The following is an 18,924-nucleotide window of genomic DNA, read 5'->3' on the forward strand; positions in this document are numbered from 1 at the left end:
CGCGCTCATCGCTCCAGTGATACCGTCTGGTAGTCTTTTCGCTCGCCGGCGGGGCCTGGTTCAACGCGCATCTGTGGCGGCCACCAGATCACCATGGTGTCCTTGCTCGATTGCGGGCGAGAGCAGGAGTCGCCCTTGCAGGTGGGGGTGCAGCCGGCGACGAGCAGCGCAGTGGCGATCAGGGTGGCGCATAGCAGGCGAGGTTTCATGGCGTAACCTTTTGAGCAGGAGTGATCAAGGAGGGGCGCGGCACACTCAGGTGTTCATCCTTCACCACGGGGCGCATGGCGATAAATACCTCGGCCTCTTCACCCGGCTTGAGCCAGGCACGCGGCCACACGCTGACGGCCAGGGTCTGCGAGTTGCTGCATTCTTTCTCGTCGATACGCACATTGCGCGTGAACTGGTTGCGCAGCACCACCACTGCGACGTTGTAGTCGGGGCCGGCATACCATTGGCTGCGTTCGGTGTTCAGCGCGAGCAAGTCACGGGTGCTGCACAGCGTATTCAGCCCAAGCGGCATCGGCGCGGCCTTGAAGGCCTTGGGCACTTCACCGCTGACCAGATGCGCCAGGGTGCCGATGATATCGCTGCGCTTGATCACCGGTTGATGAGAGGCATAACGCCTGGCCAACGGGGCGAGGGCGGTCTGCAACTCAACCTGATCGGCCTGGGGCAGGTAGCGTGACGGGTCGGCCTGGTCGCCGATGACCCGCGGGGTCAGGATGAACAGGCGTTCACGTCGATTGTTCTGCCGTTCGGTCGAGGAAAACAATGCTTTGCCCAATAAGGGAATATCACCGAGCAGGGGCACCTTGCTGTGCTTGTCGCTGCTTTCGGTGACGTGGAAACCACCGACCACCAGCGAGCGTTTTTCCGCCATTACTGCCTGGGTACTGACCGTGCCACGGCGTACATCGAGGTTGCCGGATTTAGAGTTGCTGTCATCGAAGTTACCGTCTTCGATATCCACCGCCAGATGGATCTGATGCCCGCCACGGCTGGTGATGACGCGTGGCACGACCTGGACGCTGGTGCCCACGGTCACCGGCAGGATGGTGGCGACCTCACTGCCGGGCGTGAGGTATTGCGTACGGTTGAAGTCGATCACCGCCGGCTGGTTTTCCAGGGTGAGCACCGATGGGTTGGACACCATGGTTGCCAGCCCCTTGGCTTCCAGGGCGCGGATGTCGGCATAGAAACGGTCGCGGTTTTCAATCGACAGCTGCGACGAGGCGCCCGGTGATACGCCGGCGCCACCGCGGAACCGGCTGTTCTGGAACCCCCAGGTAACGCCGAACTCATGCAGCTGCGTGCGCTCGATATCCAGGATGACGGCGTCGATTTCCACCAGTTTGCGCGCGACGTCGAGTTGAGTAATCAGATCGCGATACATGGCCTGGCGTTCCGGCAGGTCATAGATCAGCACCGCGTTATTGCGCACATCGGCTTCGACGCGAATCCTGCTGGTGGGGGCTGGGGCGCGTGGAGTGAGCGTTGCACCGTTGTCCAATGGCGCTGGGTTTGCACCGGCTCCGAGCATCTGGCCCAGCAGCGGGTTGCCTAACCGGGGAATGTTGGGTGTGAGCGGCGCGGGGGGTGACGCTGGGCGCTGGCTCAGACTCGAGAGCGTCGAGGTGGAGCGCGGCTCCAACAGCCCGCGCAAAATACTGGTCACTCCGGGGATGGTGAGCTTCTCACCGCGATAATCCACGCGGCGGTCAGCCGCATTGGCGAACTTCAGTGGATAACTCAGCACGCTCTGTTTTTCATCCGGAGAGCGGCGTTGACTGCTGAAGTGCTTGATCTGCTCGATGTAGCGACGGGGGCCTGAGACGAGCACGACGCCATCTTCGGGCAACTCACCCCAGCCGAAACGGCTGTCGAGCAGGCCGATATCGGTGAGGGCCTGCTTGAGGTCGGCAATGGTTTCGGACGAGACTTCCAGGCGCGCTGATTCCTGCTGATCCAACGTGCTGATATAGAGGGTGTTGTTGTACAGGTACCACTGGAAACGGTGTTCCACACCGAGACGGTCGAGCATCGACTGCGGGGTATTAGCGCGGATCTTGCCGTTGACGTTACCTTCCAGCAGGCCTTCGACCTGGAGCTGGGTGCCGAAGGTCTGGGCGAAGTCTTCCAGTACTTCGCGCAGAGGTTTGTGTTCGGCTTCATAGGCGTAAGCGGTGTTTTTCCATTCGGGAGGGATGGCGGCAAGGGTGTTTTGCGCCGGCGTCAACAGGCAGGCCAGTAAGATCAGGCTTCGCCAATCGGCTCGTCTGCATGAAGATTCGGACGGGGCGATACACAAACTGTTGCGCTTGTGGGGCTTGTTATACATAGACATTTCTCTGATTAGTACAGCAACGAACGTAGCGAGGTGAGGGGCGGTTCAGGAGGGCGTTCATTCATGCGCGCGGCAGTGGCGCGCCAAGTATCGCGTTGGTTGAGCAGGGCTTCGATGCCGCTATTCAGATGCTGTTCGTCCGTCCGTTCAGGCAGACAATGAATCAACCAAAGTGCACCGCTGGTTGGGGCTTGAGCGAGCGCTCCCTGAAAGTGATTCAGACTGGGCTCTCCCAGTCGCATCCACGTCATCAACTGTGCTTTATCCGGAGCGCGGGTGGACAGTTGAACACTTATCAACAAACGGCTTGAACAGTAGCGAAAGATGATTTCGTCATCATTCTCGAAGTAACGGAACTCCCCGCTCTTGTTTCTCAAGTACTCACGAATCAACGTTTTCAATTTGCTATACGCTGTCCAGGCCAGATTTGGTCAGCATGAATTTAATTCGCGTCTGTTCATTGATAGCGTATTCCGCTTTGCGATATTTCATGATCAGGTCGTAAAACGCCGCCACATCTTCTTCTGATCCAGAGTTGTTTTCCGCTGCGAAGTCGACATTCCTTTTGGCATGTCTCGCATCGCTTAGAAGTCTGTCTTTATAGCTATCGAGAAAGGTCATAGGGGGGGCCTTTGAGGGGGATATTTTTTATTTTTTGGTTTTTATGTCGATTTGGTTCCATGTGTGGCCACTTATTTCTTATACGACGGTGTGGCGTGACGTTAACGGCCTTTATCGTTTTCCATGAACGCGTGGATCATCGCCTCCCAATCAATATGGAAGTCCCCCTCGTCGGTATGCAATATCAGTGTTTGAGGTTGAAGGGCATTATCTGGGCGCAGTAGCCAGTGAGTGCTGTTACGGCTGGCAAGGCACTGCTTGATTGCTTCAAGGTCATGCGGATGGCAGGCCAACGTAGCCTTGATCGCCGGAACATGGCACGCCATTAGTTGCCTGATCAGCGCAGCCAGGCGCTGTGGAGCGAGTGTTTCTTCAAGCAGATGATAAATGGCCTGGTTGGCGACTGAGGTGGCGTATTGCTCCAGGTTATCGCATAAGGCCTGATGCTCGATTTCCCAGCGTCTGAACTGCGCATCGGCACGCTCCCATACTTCAAGACTTGCTTTTTCAAGGAACTCTTGGCGTTGTTCTTTGGCTTCTTCCAGCAGTTGCCGAGCTTCCGCTTTTGCTTGATCCACCACATCAATGGCCTGCGAGTAGCTTGCCAGCGTTTCGCCAGAGATCAGGCTTCCCGACAGAGGCGGCGCCCCTTCCACGGATTTGATTTTACGTCGGACCAGCATCGTTAATCTCCATGCGCCTCTGAACTCGAAGCGCTATCGTTGCTCGACATTCCCCCTATTCGCCAAACGACGGCATGCCACAGCGTATCGAGACGGCTCTGTGAGTCGCCGCGCGACAGTATCTCTGCTTCCAGATCCAGAACGCGTTGACGGGGGAATCGCAGCCTGATTCGTTGCCAGGTATCGGCAGGAACCCAGGCGCGCAGCAATTGCAACGGATCAACATCAGGTTGCGCCATATCAAGCGCCAGCGCTTTGGATAGTCTGTTACACCACTGATAAAGTTCTTCATCCAATGCTTGGGCGCAGGCCGGGCGGCAGACACTGCCAATCAAGGCGAGCGCAAGTTCAAGTTGTGCCGCCGAGGCAATTGCCAGTTGAAGCAGGACAGGGTCGGGTGGGGGAGGCAGGCAGGGCGCAACGCCGTAATACGTGCCCACTACCACCTGCCGGGTGCGATGCAGCGCCAGGTGTGCTGGGTAGTTATCGAGTTCTCTCCAGTCCTCGTGGGCCTGTAACCAAGGTGCCGACCACCATTGGGCCCAAACCAGATTACTGCTCATTTGGGGAGCGAACAGGCACGTCAAGGGGCTGAGCTTTCTTTCGTTTACGCCAGAATATTCCCGCCGCACCTATAAGCACTACAGCGATCAGCGAGAATGTAACGCTGGCCCGCCAAAAACCGATGTCATTTCCGGGCACCAGGAAGGGCCCGAAATAGGCCAAGCGTTGCTGCTCCAGATAGGCCGTGGCCGGCACAAATACGACCGTCATTTTTTGTGGGTTGTCGACCGCTGTGGTCATGCCGGGAATGCTACTTGCAACCATCCTGCGTACACGGGCGTTGATGTTATCGGGATCAAGCCGCGGATCATGTTTGATAAACACGGACGCGGACGCAGGCTGTATAGGTTCTCCCGGCGCGACGCGCTCGGGCAGTACGACGTGCACGCGAGCGACAATAACCCCATCAATATTCGATAACGTGGTTTCCAGTTCTTGGGACAACGCGTAGATGTAGCGAGCGCGTTCTTCCAAGGGGGTTGAAATGACGCCCTCTTTGCGAAAGGTATTGCCTAACGTAGCGCGCGTCGCACGCGGCAGCCCAACGGCTTCCAGTGTTCGCACAGCGCGCGCAATATCGTTGGCATCGACGGCCACCGTAACACCGTCTTTTGTTGGAGCCTTGGTGGCGCGGATATGTTTGTCGGCCAGTTCTGCCACAACTTCATTGGCTTCTTGCTCAGTTAACTTGGTATGAAGCTCGACACGTTCACTGCAAGCGGTCAGCAAGAGTATGAGGGGCAGAGTGGATACGATAAGCAGCGTGCGAGTCATTTAAACCTATTGGAGATTGCAGATTTTATCGATGCCCTGAGCGGTTTTACCAACGCACTTGGTCAACATATGTTGAAGCAGTACTGCGTCGGATAGCTGGCTCGGGTATTTTCGAGCCTCTTCGTGTTTGTCCTTGCTGGTCAATGCACGCAGGCTTTTAGTCATGTTTTTAGTCATCGAGTCCAACGTGTTTGATGCCTCGGACAGTAGCCTCATCGAGGGCGCGGTACTTATGGCCGTACTCGCGAATGCCTGAGGTGGCAACAGGGCGTTAAAAAAATCTACATCTGAACTCGGCGGGGCGGACTCCTGGTCCTTGGTACGTGTATTGATCTCCTTCTCTCGTATGTTTCCTATAAGCATGGAACACCTGCCATCATAAAATGTGAACGAACCTATTGTTGTCAGTAATGACCGTTATTTGGTTGACATGACCTTCCCGGCACGATATGCCGGGAAAGCCCCGATGCGCTCAATCTTTACGACAAGCGAATCGTGTCAGCCGTCGCTTTTTTACCGTTGGTGTTTTCAGCGACTGCTTTTTCCAGGGCGTTTCGGACACCGTCCGCACGCTTTTTATCTTGTATCTGCTCGAAAGCGTCATCTGCCTCACTTTCAGAAAGACCTCCATAACTGCCAACGTACGGCGGGGTGTAAGCTGGAATATTACTCATACTGTTTTCTCCAAGAAGTGAGTATTCTTTTGTCGGATTCAGCAAGGCTGTTCCATAAGTTATGTGGTTCATAAAATTTGAGCGTTCCATTGCTTCACATTATGTATGTTTCAAAAAGTGTAGAGTTTCACCGGCTACAGAGGTCATTCTCCATTGAGTGAGATTCCCAGCTGCTTGATCCGATGATAGAGCGTCCTTTTCGCGACACCCAATTCAATCGCCACGGCGTCGATACAGTATTCATGTTGACGCAGTGATTCCTCGATCAACGATCTTTCCATCTGGTGCAATCGTGACTTCAGGCTCTGGTCGGCTTCATGGCGGGGTACCACTGGCGCTGAGAATGTGGGGAGCCCCAGCACGAAGCGTTTCGCTGTAGAGCGTAATTCGCGGATATTGCCTTTCCAGGGGTGTTGCAACAGTTGCTCCAGCAATAGCTTGCCAAGAGGGCTGGGTTTGGAACGCTTAAAGAGTTGGGCCTCTTGCGCAATCATATCCAGAAACAATGGGATGATCCGCTCTCGCCGGTCCCGCAGGGGCGGAAGGTAGATACTGACGACGTTCAAGCGATAGTAGAGGTCCCTGCGAAAGGTGCCTTGCTCGACCATCTCGTGCAGTGATTGTTGGGCGGAGGCGATGACGCGCATGTCGACAGAAATAGATCGAGTTGAGCCCAGGCGTTCGACACTGCGCGATTCCAGTACGCGTAATAGTTTGGCTTGCAATGGGAGCGGCATACTGTCGATTTCATCCAGATACAGCGTCCCCAGATGTGCGGCTTCGATAAAGCCCGCCCTCGACTGCACGGCGCCAGTGTAGGCACCGGTGTTTACGCCGAATAGCTGGCTCTCCGCAAGCGTTTCTGGAATGGCCGCACAGTTCACGGCAATGAAGCTGCCTCGCCGCGCCGATAGGCGATGAATCCGCTGTGCAAGGGAATCTTTTCCGGTGCCTGTTTCTCCCAGTAAAAGCAGGTCAATGTTGAGCGTAGCGGTGCTGTTTAGTATGTTCTCAATGTCCGGACCTTCGATGAGTGAAATGTCTATTTCATTGTCCCTGTGCTTGGAGGCCGGCATTAAGAAGTGCTCCATTATCGCAATGCAATCGAGCGCAGAGTATCAAGCGGATCGCCAAAACTTAAAGTAGTCATTTTCTGGAATGATGTAGGAAAAAGTTCATGGTGTGGGTCTGGAGTTATATTTTTTAACTTTTAATTAAAGAAGGTTGGGCAAGTAGGGTAAGTCGGGAGAGGGATTGTGCGCTCGGCCTTGAAGAGATGGGCACAAAAAAGCCGATGCAGGGCATCGGCTTTTTTATTTGTAACGGAAGTGCTGAGTGATGTTTATACGTTAAAGCGGAAGTGCATCACATCGCCATCTTTAACAATATATTCCTTACCTTCCAGTCGCCATTTACCGGCTTCCTTGGCACCGGCTTCACCTTTGTACTGAATGAAGTCGTTATAGGCGATGACTTCGGCACGGATAAACCCCTTCTCGAAGTCGGTGTGGATCACACCTGCCGCCTGTGGAGCGGTGGCGCCGACCTTTACGGTCCATGCGCGGACTTCTTCGACACCGGCGGTGAAGTAAGTCTGCAGGTTGAGCATTTCGTAACCGGCGCGGATTACGCGATTCAGGCCAGGCTCTTCCAGGCCGAGGGCCTCAAGGAACATGTCTTTTTCTTCGCCGTCGTCGAGCTCGGCTATTTCTGCTTCGATCTTGTTGCACACCGGAACAACGATGGCGCCTTCTTCGTCGGCAATGGCCTTGACCACATCAAGCAGTGGGTTGTTCTCGAAGCCATCTTCGGCGACGTTGGCAATGTACATCACAGGCTTGGTGGTCAGCAGGTGGAAGCCTTTGATCACGGCCTTCTCGTCGGCGCCCATGGTTTTCATCAGGCTACGTGCCGGCTTGCCCAGGGTGAAGTGCGCGATCAACTGCTCCAGCAGGCCTTTCTGGACCACGGCATCCTTGTCGCCGCCCTTGGCATTACGCGCGACTTTCTGCAGTTGTTTTTCGCAGCTGTCGAGGTCGGCGAAGATCAGTTCCAGGTCGATGATCTCGATATCGCGCTTCGGGTCGACGCTGTTGGAGACGTGAATCACGTTCTCGTCTTCAAAGCAGCGGACCACGTGGGCGATGGCGTCGGTCTCACGGATGTTGGCCAGGAACTTGTTACCCAGGCCTTCGCCTTTCGACGCGCCGGCTACCAGGCCCGCGATATCGACGAATTCCATGGTGGTCGGCAGGATGCGCTTGGGATTGACGATCGCCGCCAATGCGTCCAGGCGCGGGTCGGGCATCGGCACGATACCGCTGTTGGGTTCGATGGTGCAGAAGGGGAAGTTCTCCGCCGCAATACCGGACTTGGTCAGGGCGTTGAACAGGGTGGATTTGCCGACGTTGGGCAGGCCGACGATGCCGCAATTGAATCCCATGGTGTTTCCCCTCGGTAAGAGTCAGGCCTTCTGGCTGTGCAGGTTTTTCATCGCACGGTTCCATTCACCGGCGAGGATATCCGGCAGCACGCCGAGGGCAAAATCGATGCTGGCATCGAGTTTTTCCTGTTCGGCGCGTGGCGCACGACCCAGGACGAAATTTGAAACCATACTGGCAACGCCTGGGTGGCCGATGCCGAGCCGCAGGCGGTAAAAGGTATTCTGATTGCCCAACTGCGCGATGATGTCGCGCAGACCGTTGTGGCCGCCATGGCCACCGCCTTGCTTGAGCTTGGCGACGCCGGGTGGCAGGTCCAGTTCGTCATGGGCCACCAGGATTTCCTCGGGTTTGATCCGGAAGAAGCCCGCAAGCGCCGCGACAGCCTGGCCGCTGCGGTTCATATAGGTGGTGGGAATCAGCAGACGAACATCCTGACCCTGATGCGAGTAACGCCCGGTCAGGCCGAAATATTTGCGATCGGCCACCAGGTTGACACCTTGGGCGTGGGCGATGCGCTCAACAAAAAGGGCCCCCGCGTTATGCCGGGTCTGTTCGTATTCGGCGCCTGGATTTCCCAGGCCAACGATCAGTTTGATGGCAGTCACGACAGGGGCCCTTCCTTTGGAGTTGTGGATAACGTCGCCGCGACCTGTGTGCGGCGAAAGTGGACGACAAAGATCATTTACTCAAGAGTAAACGTCGCGTTATCGCCCGCTTTCTCGCTACGTTTCGGTCCGCGATGTTTCCTCAAGCTCCGGCAAGACAGAGTGAATTACTCTGCAGCGCCTTCTTCAGCTTCTGGAGCAACGCGTGGAGCGTGTACGTTGGCAACTGCTTTGTCATCACCGTGAGCCAGTGCAACGAACTCAACGCCTTTTGGCGCCTTGATGTCGGACAGGTGAACGATGGCGCCGATTTCCAGAGCCGACAGGTCGACTTCGATGAACTCAGGCAGGTCTTTCGGCAGGCAGGTCACTTCGATTTCGTTCAGGACGTGCGAGATCTCGCCGCCTTTCTTGACCGGAGCTTCTTCACCAACAAAGTGCACAGGCACGATAGCGGTCAGTTTCTGGCCGGCAACAACGCGAACGAAGTCGGCGTGCATGATGAACTGCTTGGAAGGGTGACGCTGCATCGCTTTAACGATGACGTTCTGCTTGGTGCCGTCGACGTTCAGCTCGATAACGTGGCTGTAGGCAGCTTCGTTTTCGAACAGCTTGGCAATTTCCTTGGCCAGGATGGTCACGGATTCAGCAGGCTTGCTACCACCGTATACAACGGCAGGAATGTTCGCGGCGTGACGCAGGCGGCGGCTCGCACCTTTCCCCAGGTCAGTACGCGCTTGGGCGTTCAGAGTAAATTCAGTCATTTTGTATCTCCAAAATAGCCATCATCGAGTGGCGTTTGCGACCAGCGCCAGGCTCGATATGGGCAAAAAAGCCCCGCCCCAACACAATGCTGGGGCGGGGCGCTTTTCGTCAGTGCTGTGTTGCCAAGGGGGTTGCCCTTAACGGAACATCGCGCTGATCGATTCTTCGTTGCTGATGCGGCGAACCGCTTCGGCTACGACCGGTGCGATATCCAATTGACGGATACGCGCACAGGCTTGAGCGGCGGCGGACAACGGGATGGTGTTGGTCACCACCAGTTCGTCCAGCACGGAATTTTCGATGTTCTCGATCGCTCGGCCCGACAGCACAGGGTGCGTGCAGTAGGCGAAGACTTTGGCCGCACCGTGCTCTTTCAAGGCTTTCGCCGCGTGGCACAGGGTGCCGGCGGTGTCGACCATGTCATCAACCAGAATACAGGTACGCCCTTCGACATCACCGATGATATGCATCACTTCAGAGTGATTGGCTTTTTCACGGCGTTTGTCGATGATCCCGAGGTCCACGCCCAGAGATTTGGCAACTGCCCGTGCACGCACGACGCCACCAATGTCCGGGGACACGATCATCAGGTTTTCAAAGCGCTGGTCTTCGATGTCATCCACCAGGACGGGGGAGCCGTAGATGTTATCTACCGGAATATCGAAGAACCCCTGAATTTGGTCTGCGTGCAGGTCAACCGTGAGAACACGGTCGATGCCTACCACGGTCAGCATGTCAGCCACGACTTTCGCGCTGATGGCCACACGTGCGGAACGCGGACGGCGATCCTGACGGGCATAACCAAAGTAAGGGATTACAGCTGTGATTCGAGTCGCTGAGGAGCGGCGGAAGGCATCAGCCATCACGACGAGTTCCATCAGGTTATCGTTGGTCGGAGCGCAGGTCGGCTGAATAATGAAGACATCTTTACCGCGGACGTTTTCATTGATCTCGGCTGTAATTTCGCCGTCGGAGAATTTACCGACAGAGATGTCACCGAGAGGGATATGCAGCTGACGTACGACACGTCGAGCCAGATCGGGGTTAGCGTTCCCCGTAAAGACCATCATCTTGGACACGCGCAGTACCTAGAGGCTGAGGGTAACCTGGATGAGTATAGGAAAATGGCAGGGGCGGCTGGATTCGAACCAACGCATGGCAGGATCAAAACCTGCTGCCTTACCGCTTGGCGACGCCCCTGTATCTGTTGCAACGAGTACCCAGTACTCGATTCCTTTTAGAGCAGACTTTGCAGCTTGCGATGCAACATCGAAACGTTGCTTCCCTTTGCTACAAACCCTGTAAGGGTCTCTGTAAGAAGGGCCGAGACTTTATCAGCTTCAGCTTTGCTTGGGAAGCCCCCAAACACACAACTTCCAGTTCCGGTTAATTTTGCTTCGGTAAATTTACCTAACAAATTCAATGCGTTACGTACTTCTGGATAACGCCTTGCTACAACCGGTAAGCAGTCATTTCGACTGTTTCCCTTGGGAACGGGGCGCACTTTAATGGGAGGAGAGTTACGTGTCAACAGCGGATCTGAAAAAATTTCTGCTGTACTTACAGATACTTGCGGGACAAGCACGACATACCACGGCTCGTCGGGCTCCACAGGGGTCAGTTTTTCCCCCACGCCTTCGGCAAAAGCCGCGTGGCCACGCACGAAAACCGGGACGTCGGCACCCAGCGTCAAGCCCAGCGCCGCCAGGCGATCAGGGTCCCAGCCGAGCTGCCACAGGTGGTTAAGACCCAGCAGAGTGGTTGCGGCATTCGAGCTGCCACCGCCGATTCCACCGCCCATGGGCAGGATCTTATCGATCCAGATATCGATGCCGAGCGCGCAACCCGATTGCTCCTGGAGCTTTTTCGCGGCGCGCACGATCAGGTTGCTGTCGTGGGGTACGCCGTCGAATTCCGTATGCAGGCGAATCACACCGTCTTCGCGCACGGCGAAGGTCAATTCATCACCGTAATCGAGAAATTGAAACAGCGTCTGCAGCTCGTGGTAACCGTCTTCACGGCGTCCGAGAATGTGCAGCATCAAATTGAGTTTGGCCGGGGAGGGCAGGGTCAGTTTTTCTGCGCTCACGTCATTGCCCCAGCTTGCGCGGTTGCCAGTCCTTGATCACCAGCGTGACGTCCAGATCGGTGCCGTGCAGCTTGATGCGTTCAGGCAGCCAATAGCCGTTCTGTTGCACGTAGCTTAAGTATTCAACCCGCCAGCCATCCTGTTCCAGGGTGGCCAGGCGGCTGTCGCCGTTGAGGCTCAGGCGACTCTTGCTGTCCGGGGCTGGCAGCCCGCGAACCCACCAGACGAGATGAGACACCGGCAACTTCCAGCCAATCTGCTCTTCCAACAGAGCCTCCGGGGAGCTTGCTTCGTAGCGGCCCTGGTTGGCCACTTCAAGGCTGACTTGCCCCGGCCGGCCGGTCAGGCGCGCTGCGCCACGGCCCAGTGGGCCTGAGAGGCGAATATCGTAGTAGTCCTGGCGCTGCAGCCAGAACAATGTGCCGCTGCCGGAATCTTTCGGCGCGCGAACGCCGACTTTCCCCTCGATCTGCCAGCCATCGATGCTGGCCAGCTGATTCTTGTGCTGCTGCCATTGCGCCGGGTTGCCCTGGCCTTCAACGGATTCGCGGGTGCCAAGGCCGGAGCAGCCGGCAAGTAAGGCGATAAGACTGAATATTGCAACGTGGCGCAAAAACATAAGCTTAAAGGGTCTCGGATCCGGTCAGGCGCTTGATGGTGCCGCGCAGAATAGGGCTTTCAGGTTGTTCCTTGAGGAATTTCTCCCAGATCTGGCGGGCTTCACGTTGCTTGCCATTGGCCCACAGCACTTCGCCCAGGTGAGCGGCGACTTCCTGGTCGGGGAAGCGTTCCAGTGCCTGGCGCAGCAACCGTTCAGCCTCATTCAGATTGCCCAGGCGGTAGTTCACCCAGCCGAGGCTGTCGAGTACGGCCGGGTCTTCCGGGTTGAGCTTGTGCGCCTGTTCGATCAGTGCCTTGGCCTCGTCGTAGCGCGTGGTGCGATCAGACAAGGTGTAGCCCAGAGCGTTGAGCGCCATCGCGTTGTCCGGATCGCGCTTGATGATCAGGCGCAGGTCTTTTTCCATCTGTGCCAGATCATTGCGCTTTTCCGCCTGCATGGCGCGGGTGTACAGCAGATTCAAATCGTCGGGGAATTGCAGCAGGGCTTGCTGCAGCACTTTCCAGGCGCGATCGCCTTGATTGTTGGCCGATAATGTCTCGGCCTGGATCAGGTACAGCTGGATGGCGTAGTCCGGCTCGGCAGCCCTCGCCGCGGCCAGGCGCTTTTCCGCTTCATCGGTGCGGCCGTTACTCGTCAGGATATCAGCCTGGCGCAGTTGCGCCGGCAGGTAGTCGTTGCCGGGGCCGACCTGGGCATATTCGAGCAGCGCAGCCTGTGGATCGTTGCGTTCTTCGGCAATACGGCCAAGGTTCAGGTGTGCCGAGTCCACATGGCTTTCGCGCTGGATCAACTCTTCCAGATACCCTTTGGCCTCGTCCCAGGCTTTGGCTTCCAGGCACACCAGGGCCAGCGAATAGCGCAGTTCGTCGTCGTCCGGGTATTGCTGGACCAGATTGGCGAACTGCACTTTAGCGTCCTCCATACGGTCCTGTTCCACCAGCGTGCGGGCGTAAGTCAGGCGCAGGCGCTTGTCTTCCGGGTATTTCTTGATGCTTTTTTCCAGCAGCGGAATCGCTTCCTTGCCGCGATTGAGGGCCTGCAGCAGGCGAGCGCGCAGCAGGATCGGGGCGATCTCGCCGTCGTCCGGCGGGTTCTGCTCCAGCAGTTTCAAGGCCGCCTCGGCCTCGTCATCCTGCTGCAGCAACAGGGCCTTGCCGAAAATCAGCTGACTGTTCTTCGGGTGCTTTTGCAACAAGCGGTCGAAACTTTTCATCAGGCCATTGCGGGTGTCCTGATCGGTGTCGGCGGCCGACAGCGCGAGGAAGTCGAAATGGGTGTCGCCCTTGCCCTGCAGGACTTTCTCCATATACACCATGGAGTCGTCATAGCGTCCGGCCCGCGCCAGTTGGATGGCTGCGGCCCGCTGTGCTTCCAGGTCGTCCGGGGCGTTCTTTGCCCAGATCAGTGAAGTATCCAGCGCCGCTTGATCGGCCCCCAGGTACTCGGCGATGCGAAACGCGCGCTCGGAGATGCCCGGGTCCTGCGTATTGATGGCCTGGGTGACGTAGTTGTCCAGCGCAATGTCGAAGCGATTGCGTTGGCCGGCCAGTTCGGCAGTCAGCAGGCTGTACACCGTTTCTTCACTGAACGATGAATACACCTTGGGCTTTTCTGGGGCGGGGGTGCTGTCTTCCGCCGGCGGCGTACCGTCCGGCTGCGCGGGGGCCATGGCCTGGCAGCCGCTGAGGAAGACAAAAGCAAGGAGCAACGCGGAAGATCTATTCATATAGGAAGAGGACGACTAACCTGCGGTCGGATCATCATGACACAAGCCTTCGGTCAAACATAACCGAGTCTCAGTGCGCGCCTTTTATAGGCACAAGGTATAGGGACAATAGACGACGGTGGTTGTTCTGAATCTTTCGAAGTAGGACAATCGCCGGCTTCCCGACATCATCAGCGATATTGAATGGCCTTCCTCGCACTCGGTATTAACCACAAGACTGCCTCTGTAGACGTGCGCGAGCGCGTGGCGTTTACGCCTGAGCAGTTGGTTGAGGCCTTGCAGCAGCTCTGCCGGCTCACCGACAGTCGCGAAGCTGCGATCCTTTCGACCTGCAATCGCAGCGAGCTCTATATAGAACAGGAACATCTTTCGGCGGATGTCGTTCTGCGCTGGCTGGCCGATTACCATCATTTGAGCTTCGATGAGCTGCGCGCCAGCGCTTATGTGCACGAAGAGGATGCGGCAGTTCGTCACATGATGCGCGTGGCATCCGGTCTCGATTCGCTGGTATTGGGCGAGCCGCAGATTCTGGGCCAGATGAAATCCGCCTACGCCGTAGCGCGCGAGGCCGGCACAGTGGGGCCGCTGCTGGGCCGGTTGTTCCAGGCCACCTTCAATTCCGCCAAGCAGGTGCGCACCGACACCGCTATCGGCGAGAACCCGGTGTCGGTGGCGTTTGCCGCCGTCAGCCTGGCCAAGCAGATTTTCAGCGACCTGCAGCGCAGCCAGGCGCTGCTGATCGGCGCCGGGGAAACCATTACTCTGGTCGCCCGTCACCTGCACGACCTGGGAGTCAAGCGTATCGTGGTGGCCAACCGCACCCTGGAGCGTGCCAGCATTCTGGCCGAGCAGTTCGGCGCCCATGCGGTGCTGTTGGCGGATATTCCCGCTGAACTGGTACGCAGTGACATTGTCATCAGCTCCACCGCCAGCCAGTTGCCGATCCTGGGCAAAGGCGCGGTGGAAAGTGCGCTGAAACTGCGCAAGCACAAGCCGATTTTCATGGTGGATATCGCCGTTCCCCGGGATATCGAGCCTGAAGTCGGCGAATTGGACGACGTTTACTTATACAGCGTCGACGATCTGCATGAAGTGGTCGCCGAAAACCTCAAGACGCGGCAGGGCGCAGCCCAGGCCGCCGAGGAAATGGTCAGCACCGGCGCCGAAGATTTCATGGTGCGCCTGCGCGAATTGGCGGCGGTGGATGTGCTCAAGGCGTATCGTCAGCAGGGCGAACGTCTGCGCGATGAAGAGCTGATCAAAGCTCAACGTCTGTTGGCTAATGGCAGCAGCGCTGAAGAGGTGCTGATGCAATTGGCGCGGGGCCTGACCAACAAATTACTGCATGCACCCAGCGTACAGCTGAAGAAATTGACCGCCGAAGGCCGCCTCGATGCGCTGGCCATGGCCCAGGAACTCTTTGCCCTCGGTGAGGGCGCGTCAGACAGCTCTTCGGATAAAAAACCGCAATGAAAGCGTCACTGCTCAATAAACTGGACGTGCTCCAGGACCGTTTCGAAGAACTGACCGCATTGCTTGGCGATGGCGAAGTCATCGCCGATCAAGCCAAGTTCCGTGCCTATTCCAAGGAATACGCCGAAGTTGAGCCTGTGGTCGCCACCTACAAAAACCTGCTCAAAGTGCAGGCGGACCTGGAAGGCGCCCAGGCGCTGCTCAAGGACAGCGACCCGGACATGCGTGAAATGGCCGTGGAAGAAGTCCGCGAGGCCAAGGAAAAGCTTGCCGAACTGGAAGGCGACCTGCAGCGCATGCTGCTGCCCAGGGACCCCAATGACGGGCGCAACGTATTCCTTGAGATCCGCGCCGGCACCGGTGGCGACGAAGCCGCGATTTTTTCCGGCGACCTGTTTCGCATGTACTCGCGCTACGCCGAGCGTCGCGGCTGGCGGGTGGAGATCCTGTCCGAGAACGAAGGCGAGCACGGCGGCTATAAGGAAGTCATTGCGCGTGTCGAAGGCGACAATGTCTATGGCAAGCTGAAGTTCGAGTCCGGCGCGCACCGTGTACAACGGGTGCCGGCCACGGAATCCCAGGGCCGCATTCACACCTCCGCATGCACAGTGGCCGTGTTGCCCGAGCCGGACGAGCAGGAAGCCATCGAGATCAACCCGGCGGACCTGCGCATCGACACTTACCGCTCGTCGGGCGCCGGCGGCCAGCACGTCAACAAGACCGACTCGGCGATTCGTATCACTCACTTGCCGTCGGGCATCGTGGTGGAGTGCCAGGAAGAGCGCTCCCAGCACAAGAATCGGGCGCGGGCGATGTCCTGGCTGTCGGCCAAGCTTAACGACCAGCAAACCAGCGCCGCTGCCAATGCGATTGCCAGCGAGCGCAAACTGCTGGTGGGTTCGGGCGACCGTTCCGAGCGTATTCGCACCTACAACTTCGCCCAGGGCCGAGTAACCGACCACCGGGTCAACCTCACCCTGTATTCCCTGGACGAGATCCTCGCCGGCGGCGTGGACGCGGTCATCGAGCCGTTGCTCGCCGAATACCAGGCCGACCAACTGGCGGCGATAGGTGAATAAATGACCATCATCGCCAGCCTGTTGCGCGCCGCCGACCTGCCTGACTCGCCCACCGCGCGTCTGGACGCCGAACTGTTGCTGGCCGCGGCCCTGGGCAAATCGCGCAGTTACCTGCACACCTGGCCGGAAAAAATCGTCAGCAGCGAAGACGCCCTGACATTTGCCGGCTACCTGCAGCGCCGCCGTGCGGGCGAGCCCGTGGCTTATATTCTCGGCCAGCAGGGCTTCTGGAAACTCGACCTTGAAGTGGCGCCGCACACGCTGATCCCGCGTCCGGAGACCGAAATGCTGGTGGAGGCGGCGCTGGAATTGTTGCCCGCTACACCCGCCCGGGTGCTTGATCTGGGCACCGGCAGCGGCGCGATTGCCCTGGCCCTGGCCAGCGAACGCCCGGCCTGGCAGGTCACCGCGGTCGACCGTGTGTTGGAAGCGGTGGCCCTGGCCGAGCGTAATCGCCAGCGTCTGCACCTGGCTAACGTCACGGTGCTCAACAGCCATTGGTTCAGCGCCCTGCATGGTCATACCTTCGACTTGATTATCAGCAACCCGCCGTATATCGCCGACAACGATCCGCATCTGGTGGCCGGTGACGTGCGTTTCGAGCCGGCCAGCGCCCTGGTGGCGGGCCATGATGGCTTGGATGACCTGCGGTTGATCATCAAAGACGCGCCGGCCCACTTGAATGCCGGTGGCTGGTTGCTGTTGGAACACGGTTACGATCAGGCCCCTGCGGTGCGCGACCTGTTGCATAGCCAAGGGTTTGAGCACGTGCACAGCCGCGTCGACCTGGGCGGCCACGACCGTATCAGCCTGGGGCGCCGGCCGTGCTGACCGACCAGGAGCTGTTGCGCTATAGCCGACAGATTCTGTTGCAGCATGTGGACATCGACGGCCAGTTGCGCCTCAAAAGCGCCCGCGCCCTGATCGTAGGCCTCGGCGGCCTGGGCGCGCCGGTCGCGCTGTATCTGGCGGCTGCGGGAGTGGGCCAGCTGCATTTGGCGGACTTCGACACGGTCGACCTGACCAACCTGCAACGTCAAATCATCCATGACACCGCCAGCGTCGGGCAGACCAAAGTCGACTCGTCCATGGCGCGCCTGAGCGCGATCAACCCCGACATCCGCCTGGTGCCCCATCGCACCGCGCTGGACGCCGATTCGCTGGCCGCTGCCGTGGCCGGCGTGGATGTGGTACTCGATTGCAGCGACAACTTCTCCACCCGCGAGGCGGTCAATGCCGCCTGTGTCGCCGCCGTCAAGCCGTTGATCAGCGGCGCGGCGATTCGCCTGGAAGGCCAGCTGTCGGTGTTCGACCCGCGTCGCGCCGACAGCCCGTGTTACCACTGTTTATACGGGCACGGCAGCGACGCCGAGCTGACCTGCAGCGAAGCCGGCGTGGTCGGCCCGCTGGTGGGGCTGGTCGGCAGCCTGCAAGCCCTCGAGGCCCTGAAGCTGCTGGCCGGTTTCGGTGAACCGTTGGTCGGGCGTTTATTGCTGATCGATGCCTTGACCACGCGTTTTCGCGAGCTGCGGGTCAAGCGTGACCCTGGCTGCAGTGTCTGCGGCACTCGCCATGGGTAAGGACGCGCCGATCGGTGTGTTCGATTCCGGTGTCGGCGGCCTGTCGGTGCTGGAGGAAATCCAGCAACTGCTGCCCCACGAGTCGCTGCTTTATGTGGCCGATGGCGGACATATCCCCTATGGCGAGAAAACTCCGGCCTTTATCCGCGAACGTTCGCGTTTGGTCGCGGCGTTTTTCCGTGAGCGGGGCGCCAAGGCGTTTGTGATTGCCTGCAACACGGCCACCGTTGCCGCCGTTGCTGACCTGCGTCTGGATTACCCCGATTGGCCGTTGGTGGGCATGGAGCCCGCCGTCAAACCCGCCGCCGCCGCGACTCGCAGCGGTGTGGTCGGCGTGCTCGCCACCACCGGCACCCTGCAAAGCGCCAAGTTCGCGGCGTTGCTTGATCGTTTTGCCGCCGATGTGCGCGTGATCACCCAACCCTGTCCGGGCCTGGTGGAACTGATTGAAACCGGCGACCTGGACAGCCCGGCCCTGCGCCAGTTGCTCCAGGGCTACGTCGGGCCGCTGCTCAGTGGCGGTTGCGACACCATCATCCTTGGCTGCACTCACTATCCCTTCCTCAAACCGCTGCTGGCGCAGATGCTCCCGCCGAGCATCATCCTGATCGATACTGGCGCCGCAGTGGCACGTCAACTTAAGCGTTTATTGAGTGAACGCGACGTGCTGGCCGGCGGCGAACCTGCGATGGCGCAGTTCTGGACCAGTGGCGATCTGTCTCACTTCAGAAATGTCCTACCGACACTATGGAAACATCCCGGAATTGTGCGAAGCTTCCGCACGTGAAAATTTCGTGAAATTTCGCCATTAGAAGCTGAACTTCTGTCACTGCGCAGGCTTCTATAGCGAGATTGCTTGTACAAAAAACCATACAACT

Annotated in this window: 22 protein-coding genes and 1 tRNA gene; 5 read left to right on the top strand and 18 right to left on the bottom strand. The window is 58.2% G+C overall.

Annotated features, from left to right (window positions below; translation table 11 throughout):
- Positions 1–5 precede the first annotated feature (5 nt).
- The 18 genes from hrpT to PSH94_RS03510 form a co-directional block, all read right to left on the bottom strand.
- Entirely contained in the window at positions 6–209 is a 204-nt protein-coding gene (gene hrpT / locus PSH94_RS03430; RefSeq protein ID WP_266245887.1) for an HrpT family type III secretion system protein, read from the bottom strand.
- Positions 206–2,341: a type III secretion system outer membrane ring subunit SctC gene (gene sctC / locus PSH94_RS03435; RefSeq protein ID WP_305436476.1), complete on the bottom strand. Its 2,136-nt coding sequence runs from the start codon at positions 2,339–2,341 to the stop codon at positions 206–208. The genes hrpT and sctC overlap by 4 nt, the downstream gene beginning before the upstream one ends.
- 14 nt (positions 2,342–2,355) lie before the next feature.
- Positions 2,356–2,748 (bottom strand): type III secretion protein, encoded by a 393-nt coding sequence (locus PSH94_RS03440; protein WP_181079581.1) that lies wholly within the window; start codon positions 2,746–2,748, stop codon positions 2,356–2,358.
- 4 nt (positions 2,749–2,752) lie between these two features.
- On the bottom strand, positions 2,753–2,968 hold the full coding sequence (locus tag PSH94_RS03445) for a hypothetical protein (RefSeq protein ID WP_253510369.1): 216 nt from the start codon (positions 2,966–2,968) through the stop codon (positions 2,753–2,755).
- 101 nt (positions 2,969–3,069) lie between these two features.
- Positions 3,070–3,651, bottom strand: coding sequence for a type III secretion system stator protein SctL (gene sctL, locus PSH94_RS03450; protein WP_181079583.1), 582 nt, complete (start codon positions 3,649–3,651; stop codon positions 3,070–3,072).
- A gap of 2 nt (positions 3,652–3,653) precedes the next feature.
- On the bottom strand, positions 3,654–4,214 hold the full coding sequence (locus tag PSH94_RS03455; RefSeq protein ID WP_181079584.1) for a type III secretion protein: 561 nt from the start codon (positions 4,212–4,214) through the stop codon (positions 3,654–3,656).
- Positions 4,204–4,989, bottom strand: a complete 786-nt coding sequence (gene sctJ, locus PSH94_RS03460) for a type III secretion system inner membrane ring lipoprotein SctJ (protein WP_181079585.1) — start codon at positions 4,987–4,989, stop codon at positions 4,204–4,206. The genes PSH94_RS03455 and sctJ overlap by 11 nt, the downstream gene beginning before the upstream one ends.
- Positions 4,990–4,995: 6 nt before the next feature.
- Positions 4,996–5,352: an EscI/YscI/HrpB family type III secretion system inner rod protein gene (locus tag PSH94_RS26015; RefSeq protein WP_370694739.1), complete on the bottom strand. Its 357-nt coding sequence runs from the start codon at positions 5,350–5,352 to the stop codon at positions 4,996–4,998.
- Between the two features lie 116 nt (positions 5,353–5,468).
- Positions 5,469–5,753 (bottom strand): hypothetical protein, encoded by a 285-nt coding sequence (locus PSH94_RS03465; RefSeq protein WP_305436479.1) that lies wholly within the window; start codon positions 5,751–5,753, stop codon positions 5,469–5,471.
- 53 nt (positions 5,754–5,806) lie between these two features.
- Positions 5,807–6,739, bottom strand: a complete 933-nt coding sequence (locus PSH94_RS03470) for a sigma 54-interacting transcriptional regulator (RefSeq protein WP_305436481.1) — start codon at positions 6,737–6,739, stop codon at positions 5,807–5,809.
- Between the two features lie 266 nt (positions 6,740–7,005).
- Positions 7,006–8,106: a redox-regulated ATPase YchF gene (gene ychF / locus PSH94_RS03475; protein WP_253510373.1), complete on the bottom strand. Its 1,101-nt coding sequence runs from the start codon at positions 8,104–8,106 to the stop codon at positions 7,006–7,008.
- A 21-nt stretch (positions 8,107–8,127) separates the two neighbouring features.
- Positions 8,128–8,712 (bottom strand): aminoacyl-tRNA hydrolase, encoded by a 585-nt coding sequence (gene pth, locus PSH94_RS03480; RefSeq protein ID WP_095169011.1) that lies wholly within the window; start codon positions 8,710–8,712, stop codon positions 8,128–8,130.
- A gap of 167 nt (positions 8,713–8,879) precedes the next feature.
- Positions 8,880–9,476: a 50S ribosomal protein L25/general stress protein Ctc gene (locus tag PSH94_RS03485; protein ID WP_034095781.1), complete on the bottom strand. Its 597-nt coding sequence runs from the start codon at positions 9,474–9,476 to the stop codon at positions 8,880–8,882.
- Positions 9,477–9,614: 138 nt separating this feature from the next.
- Positions 9,615–10,556, bottom strand: a complete 942-nt coding sequence (locus PSH94_RS03490; protein ID WP_003171603.1) for a ribose-phosphate pyrophosphokinase — start codon at positions 10,554–10,556, stop codon at positions 9,615–9,617.
- 46 nt (positions 10,557–10,602) lie between these two features.
- Positions 10,603–10,677: transfer RNA gene (locus tag PSH94_RS03495), tRNA-Gln, on the bottom strand.
- A 37-nt stretch (positions 10,678–10,714) separates the two neighbouring features.
- The gene (gene ispE, locus PSH94_RS03500; RefSeq protein ID WP_266247463.1) at positions 10,715–11,518 is read right to left on the bottom strand and encodes a 4-(cytidine 5'-diphospho)-2-C-methyl-D-erythritol kinase; all 804 of its coding nucleotides are present in this window, start codon (positions 11,516–11,518) and stop codon (positions 10,715–10,717) included.
- A gap of 49 nt (positions 11,519–11,567) precedes the next feature.
- Entirely contained in the window at positions 11,568–12,185 is a 618-nt protein-coding gene (gene lolB, locus PSH94_RS03505) for a lipoprotein insertase outer membrane protein LolB (RefSeq protein WP_305436485.1), read from the bottom strand.
- Positions 12,186–12,189: 4 nt separating this feature from the next.
- Positions 12,190–13,914: a tetratricopeptide repeat protein gene (locus PSH94_RS03510; RefSeq protein ID WP_181079591.1), complete on the bottom strand. Its 1,725-nt coding sequence runs from the start codon at positions 13,912–13,914 to the stop codon at positions 12,190–12,192.
- A 183-nt stretch (positions 13,915–14,097) separates the two neighbouring features.
- Between PSH94_RS03510 and hemA the strand changes: the two genes are divergently transcribed.
- The 5 genes from hemA to murI are packed head-to-tail and all read left to right on the top strand — an operon-like array spanning position 14,098 to position 18,833.
- On the top strand, positions 14,098–15,387 hold the full coding sequence (gene hemA, locus PSH94_RS03515) for a glutamyl-tRNA reductase (RefSeq protein ID WP_266245905.1): 1,290 nt from the start codon (positions 14,098–14,100) through the stop codon (positions 15,385–15,387).
- A complete protein-coding gene (prfA, locus tag PSH94_RS03520; RefSeq protein ID WP_181079593.1) occupies positions 15,384–16,466 on the top strand; it encodes a peptide chain release factor 1 in 1,083 nt (360 codons plus the stop codon). The genes hemA and prfA overlap by 4 nt, the downstream gene beginning before the upstream one ends.
- A complete protein-coding gene (prmC, locus tag PSH94_RS03525; protein WP_285427858.1) occupies positions 16,467–17,297 on the top strand; it encodes a peptide chain release factor N(5)-glutamine methyltransferase in 831 nt (276 codons plus the stop codon). It abuts the gene before it with no gap.
- Positions 17,291–18,046, top strand: coding sequence for a molybdopterin-synthase adenylyltransferase MoeB (locus PSH94_RS03530; protein ID WP_305436488.1), 756 nt, complete (start codon positions 17,291–17,293; stop codon positions 18,044–18,046). The genes prmC and PSH94_RS03530 overlap by 7 nt, the downstream gene beginning before the upstream one ends.
- Positions 18,039–18,833: a glutamate racemase gene (murI, locus tag PSH94_RS03535; RefSeq protein WP_305436490.1), complete on the top strand. Its 795-nt coding sequence runs from the start codon at positions 18,039–18,041 to the stop codon at positions 18,831–18,833. The genes PSH94_RS03530 and murI overlap by 8 nt, the downstream gene beginning before the upstream one ends.
- The last annotated feature ends 91 nt before the right edge of the window (positions 18,834–18,924 follow it).

This window comes from Pseudomonas sp. FP2254 (genome assembly GCF_030687695.1).
GTDB lineage: Bacteria > Pseudomonadota > Gammaproteobacteria > Pseudomonadales > Pseudomonadaceae > Aquipseudomonas > Aquipseudomonas quebecensis.

Bases quoted from the DNA above. Each gene is read 5' to 3' on its own strand.
- hrpT (WP_266245887.1), bottom strand. From the start codon at position 209: ATGAAACCTCGCCTGCTATGCGCCACCCTGATCGCCACTGCGCTGCTC.
- sctC (WP_305436476.1), bottom strand. From the start codon at position 2,341: ATGTATAACAAGCCCCACAAGCGCAACAGTTTGTGTATCGCCCCGTCC.
- PSH94_RS03445 (WP_253510369.1), bottom strand. From the start codon at position 2,968: ATGACCTTTCTCGATAGCTATAAAGACAGACTTCTAAGCGATGCGAGA.
- sctL (WP_181079583.1), bottom strand. From the start codon at position 3,651: ATGCTGGTCCGACGTAAAATCAAATCCGTGGAAGGGGCGCCGCCTCTG.
- PSH94_RS03455 (WP_181079584.1), bottom strand. From the start codon at position 4,214: ATGAGCAGTAATCTGGTTTGGGCCCAATGGTGGTCGGCACCTTGGTTA.
- sctJ (WP_181079585.1), bottom strand. From the start codon at position 4,989: ATGACTCGCACGCTGCTTATCGTATCCACTCTGCCCCTCATACTCTTG.
- PSH94_RS26015 (WP_370694739.1), bottom strand. From the start codon at position 5,352: ATGCTTATAGGAAACATACGAGAGAAGGAGATCAATACACGTACCAAG.
- PSH94_RS03465 (WP_305436479.1), bottom strand. From the start codon at position 5,753: ATGGAACGCTCAAATTTTATGAACCACATAACTTATGGAACAGCCTTG.
- PSH94_RS03470 (WP_305436481.1), bottom strand. From the start codon at position 6,739: ATGCCGGCCTCCAAGCACAGGGACAATGAAATAGACATTTCACTCATC.
- ychF (WP_253510373.1), bottom strand. From the start codon at position 8,106: ATGGGATTCAATTGCGGCATCGTCGGCCTGCCCAACGTCGGCAAATCC.
- PSH94_RS03485 (WP_034095781.1), bottom strand. From the start codon at position 9,476: ATGACTGAATTTACTCTGAACGCCCAAGCGCGTACTGACCTGGGGAAA.
- ispE (WP_266247463.1), bottom strand. From the start codon at position 11,518: ATGCTGCACATTCTCGGACGCCGTGAAGACGGTTACCACGAGCTGCAG.
- lolB (WP_305436485.1), bottom strand. From the start codon at position 12,185: ATGTTTTTGCGCCACGTTGCAATATTCAGTCTTATCGCCTTACTTGCC.
- PSH94_RS03510 (WP_181079591.1), bottom strand. From the start codon at position 13,914: ATGAATAGATCTTCCGCGTTGCTCCTTGCTTTTGTCTTCCTCAGCGGC.
- hemA (WP_266245905.1), top strand. From the start codon at position 14,098: ATGGCCTTCCTCGCACTCGGTATTAACCACAAGACTGCCTCTGTAGAC.
- prfA (WP_181079593.1), top strand. From the start codon at position 15,384: ATGAAAGCGTCACTGCTCAATAAACTGGACGTGCTCCAGGACCGTTTC.
- prmC (WP_285427858.1), top strand. From the start codon at position 16,467: ATGACCATCATCGCCAGCCTGTTGCGCGCCGCCGACCTGCCTGACTCG.
- murI (WP_305436490.1), top strand. From the start codon at position 18,039: ATGGGTAAGGACGCGCCGATCGGTGTGTTCGATTCCGGTGTCGGCGGC.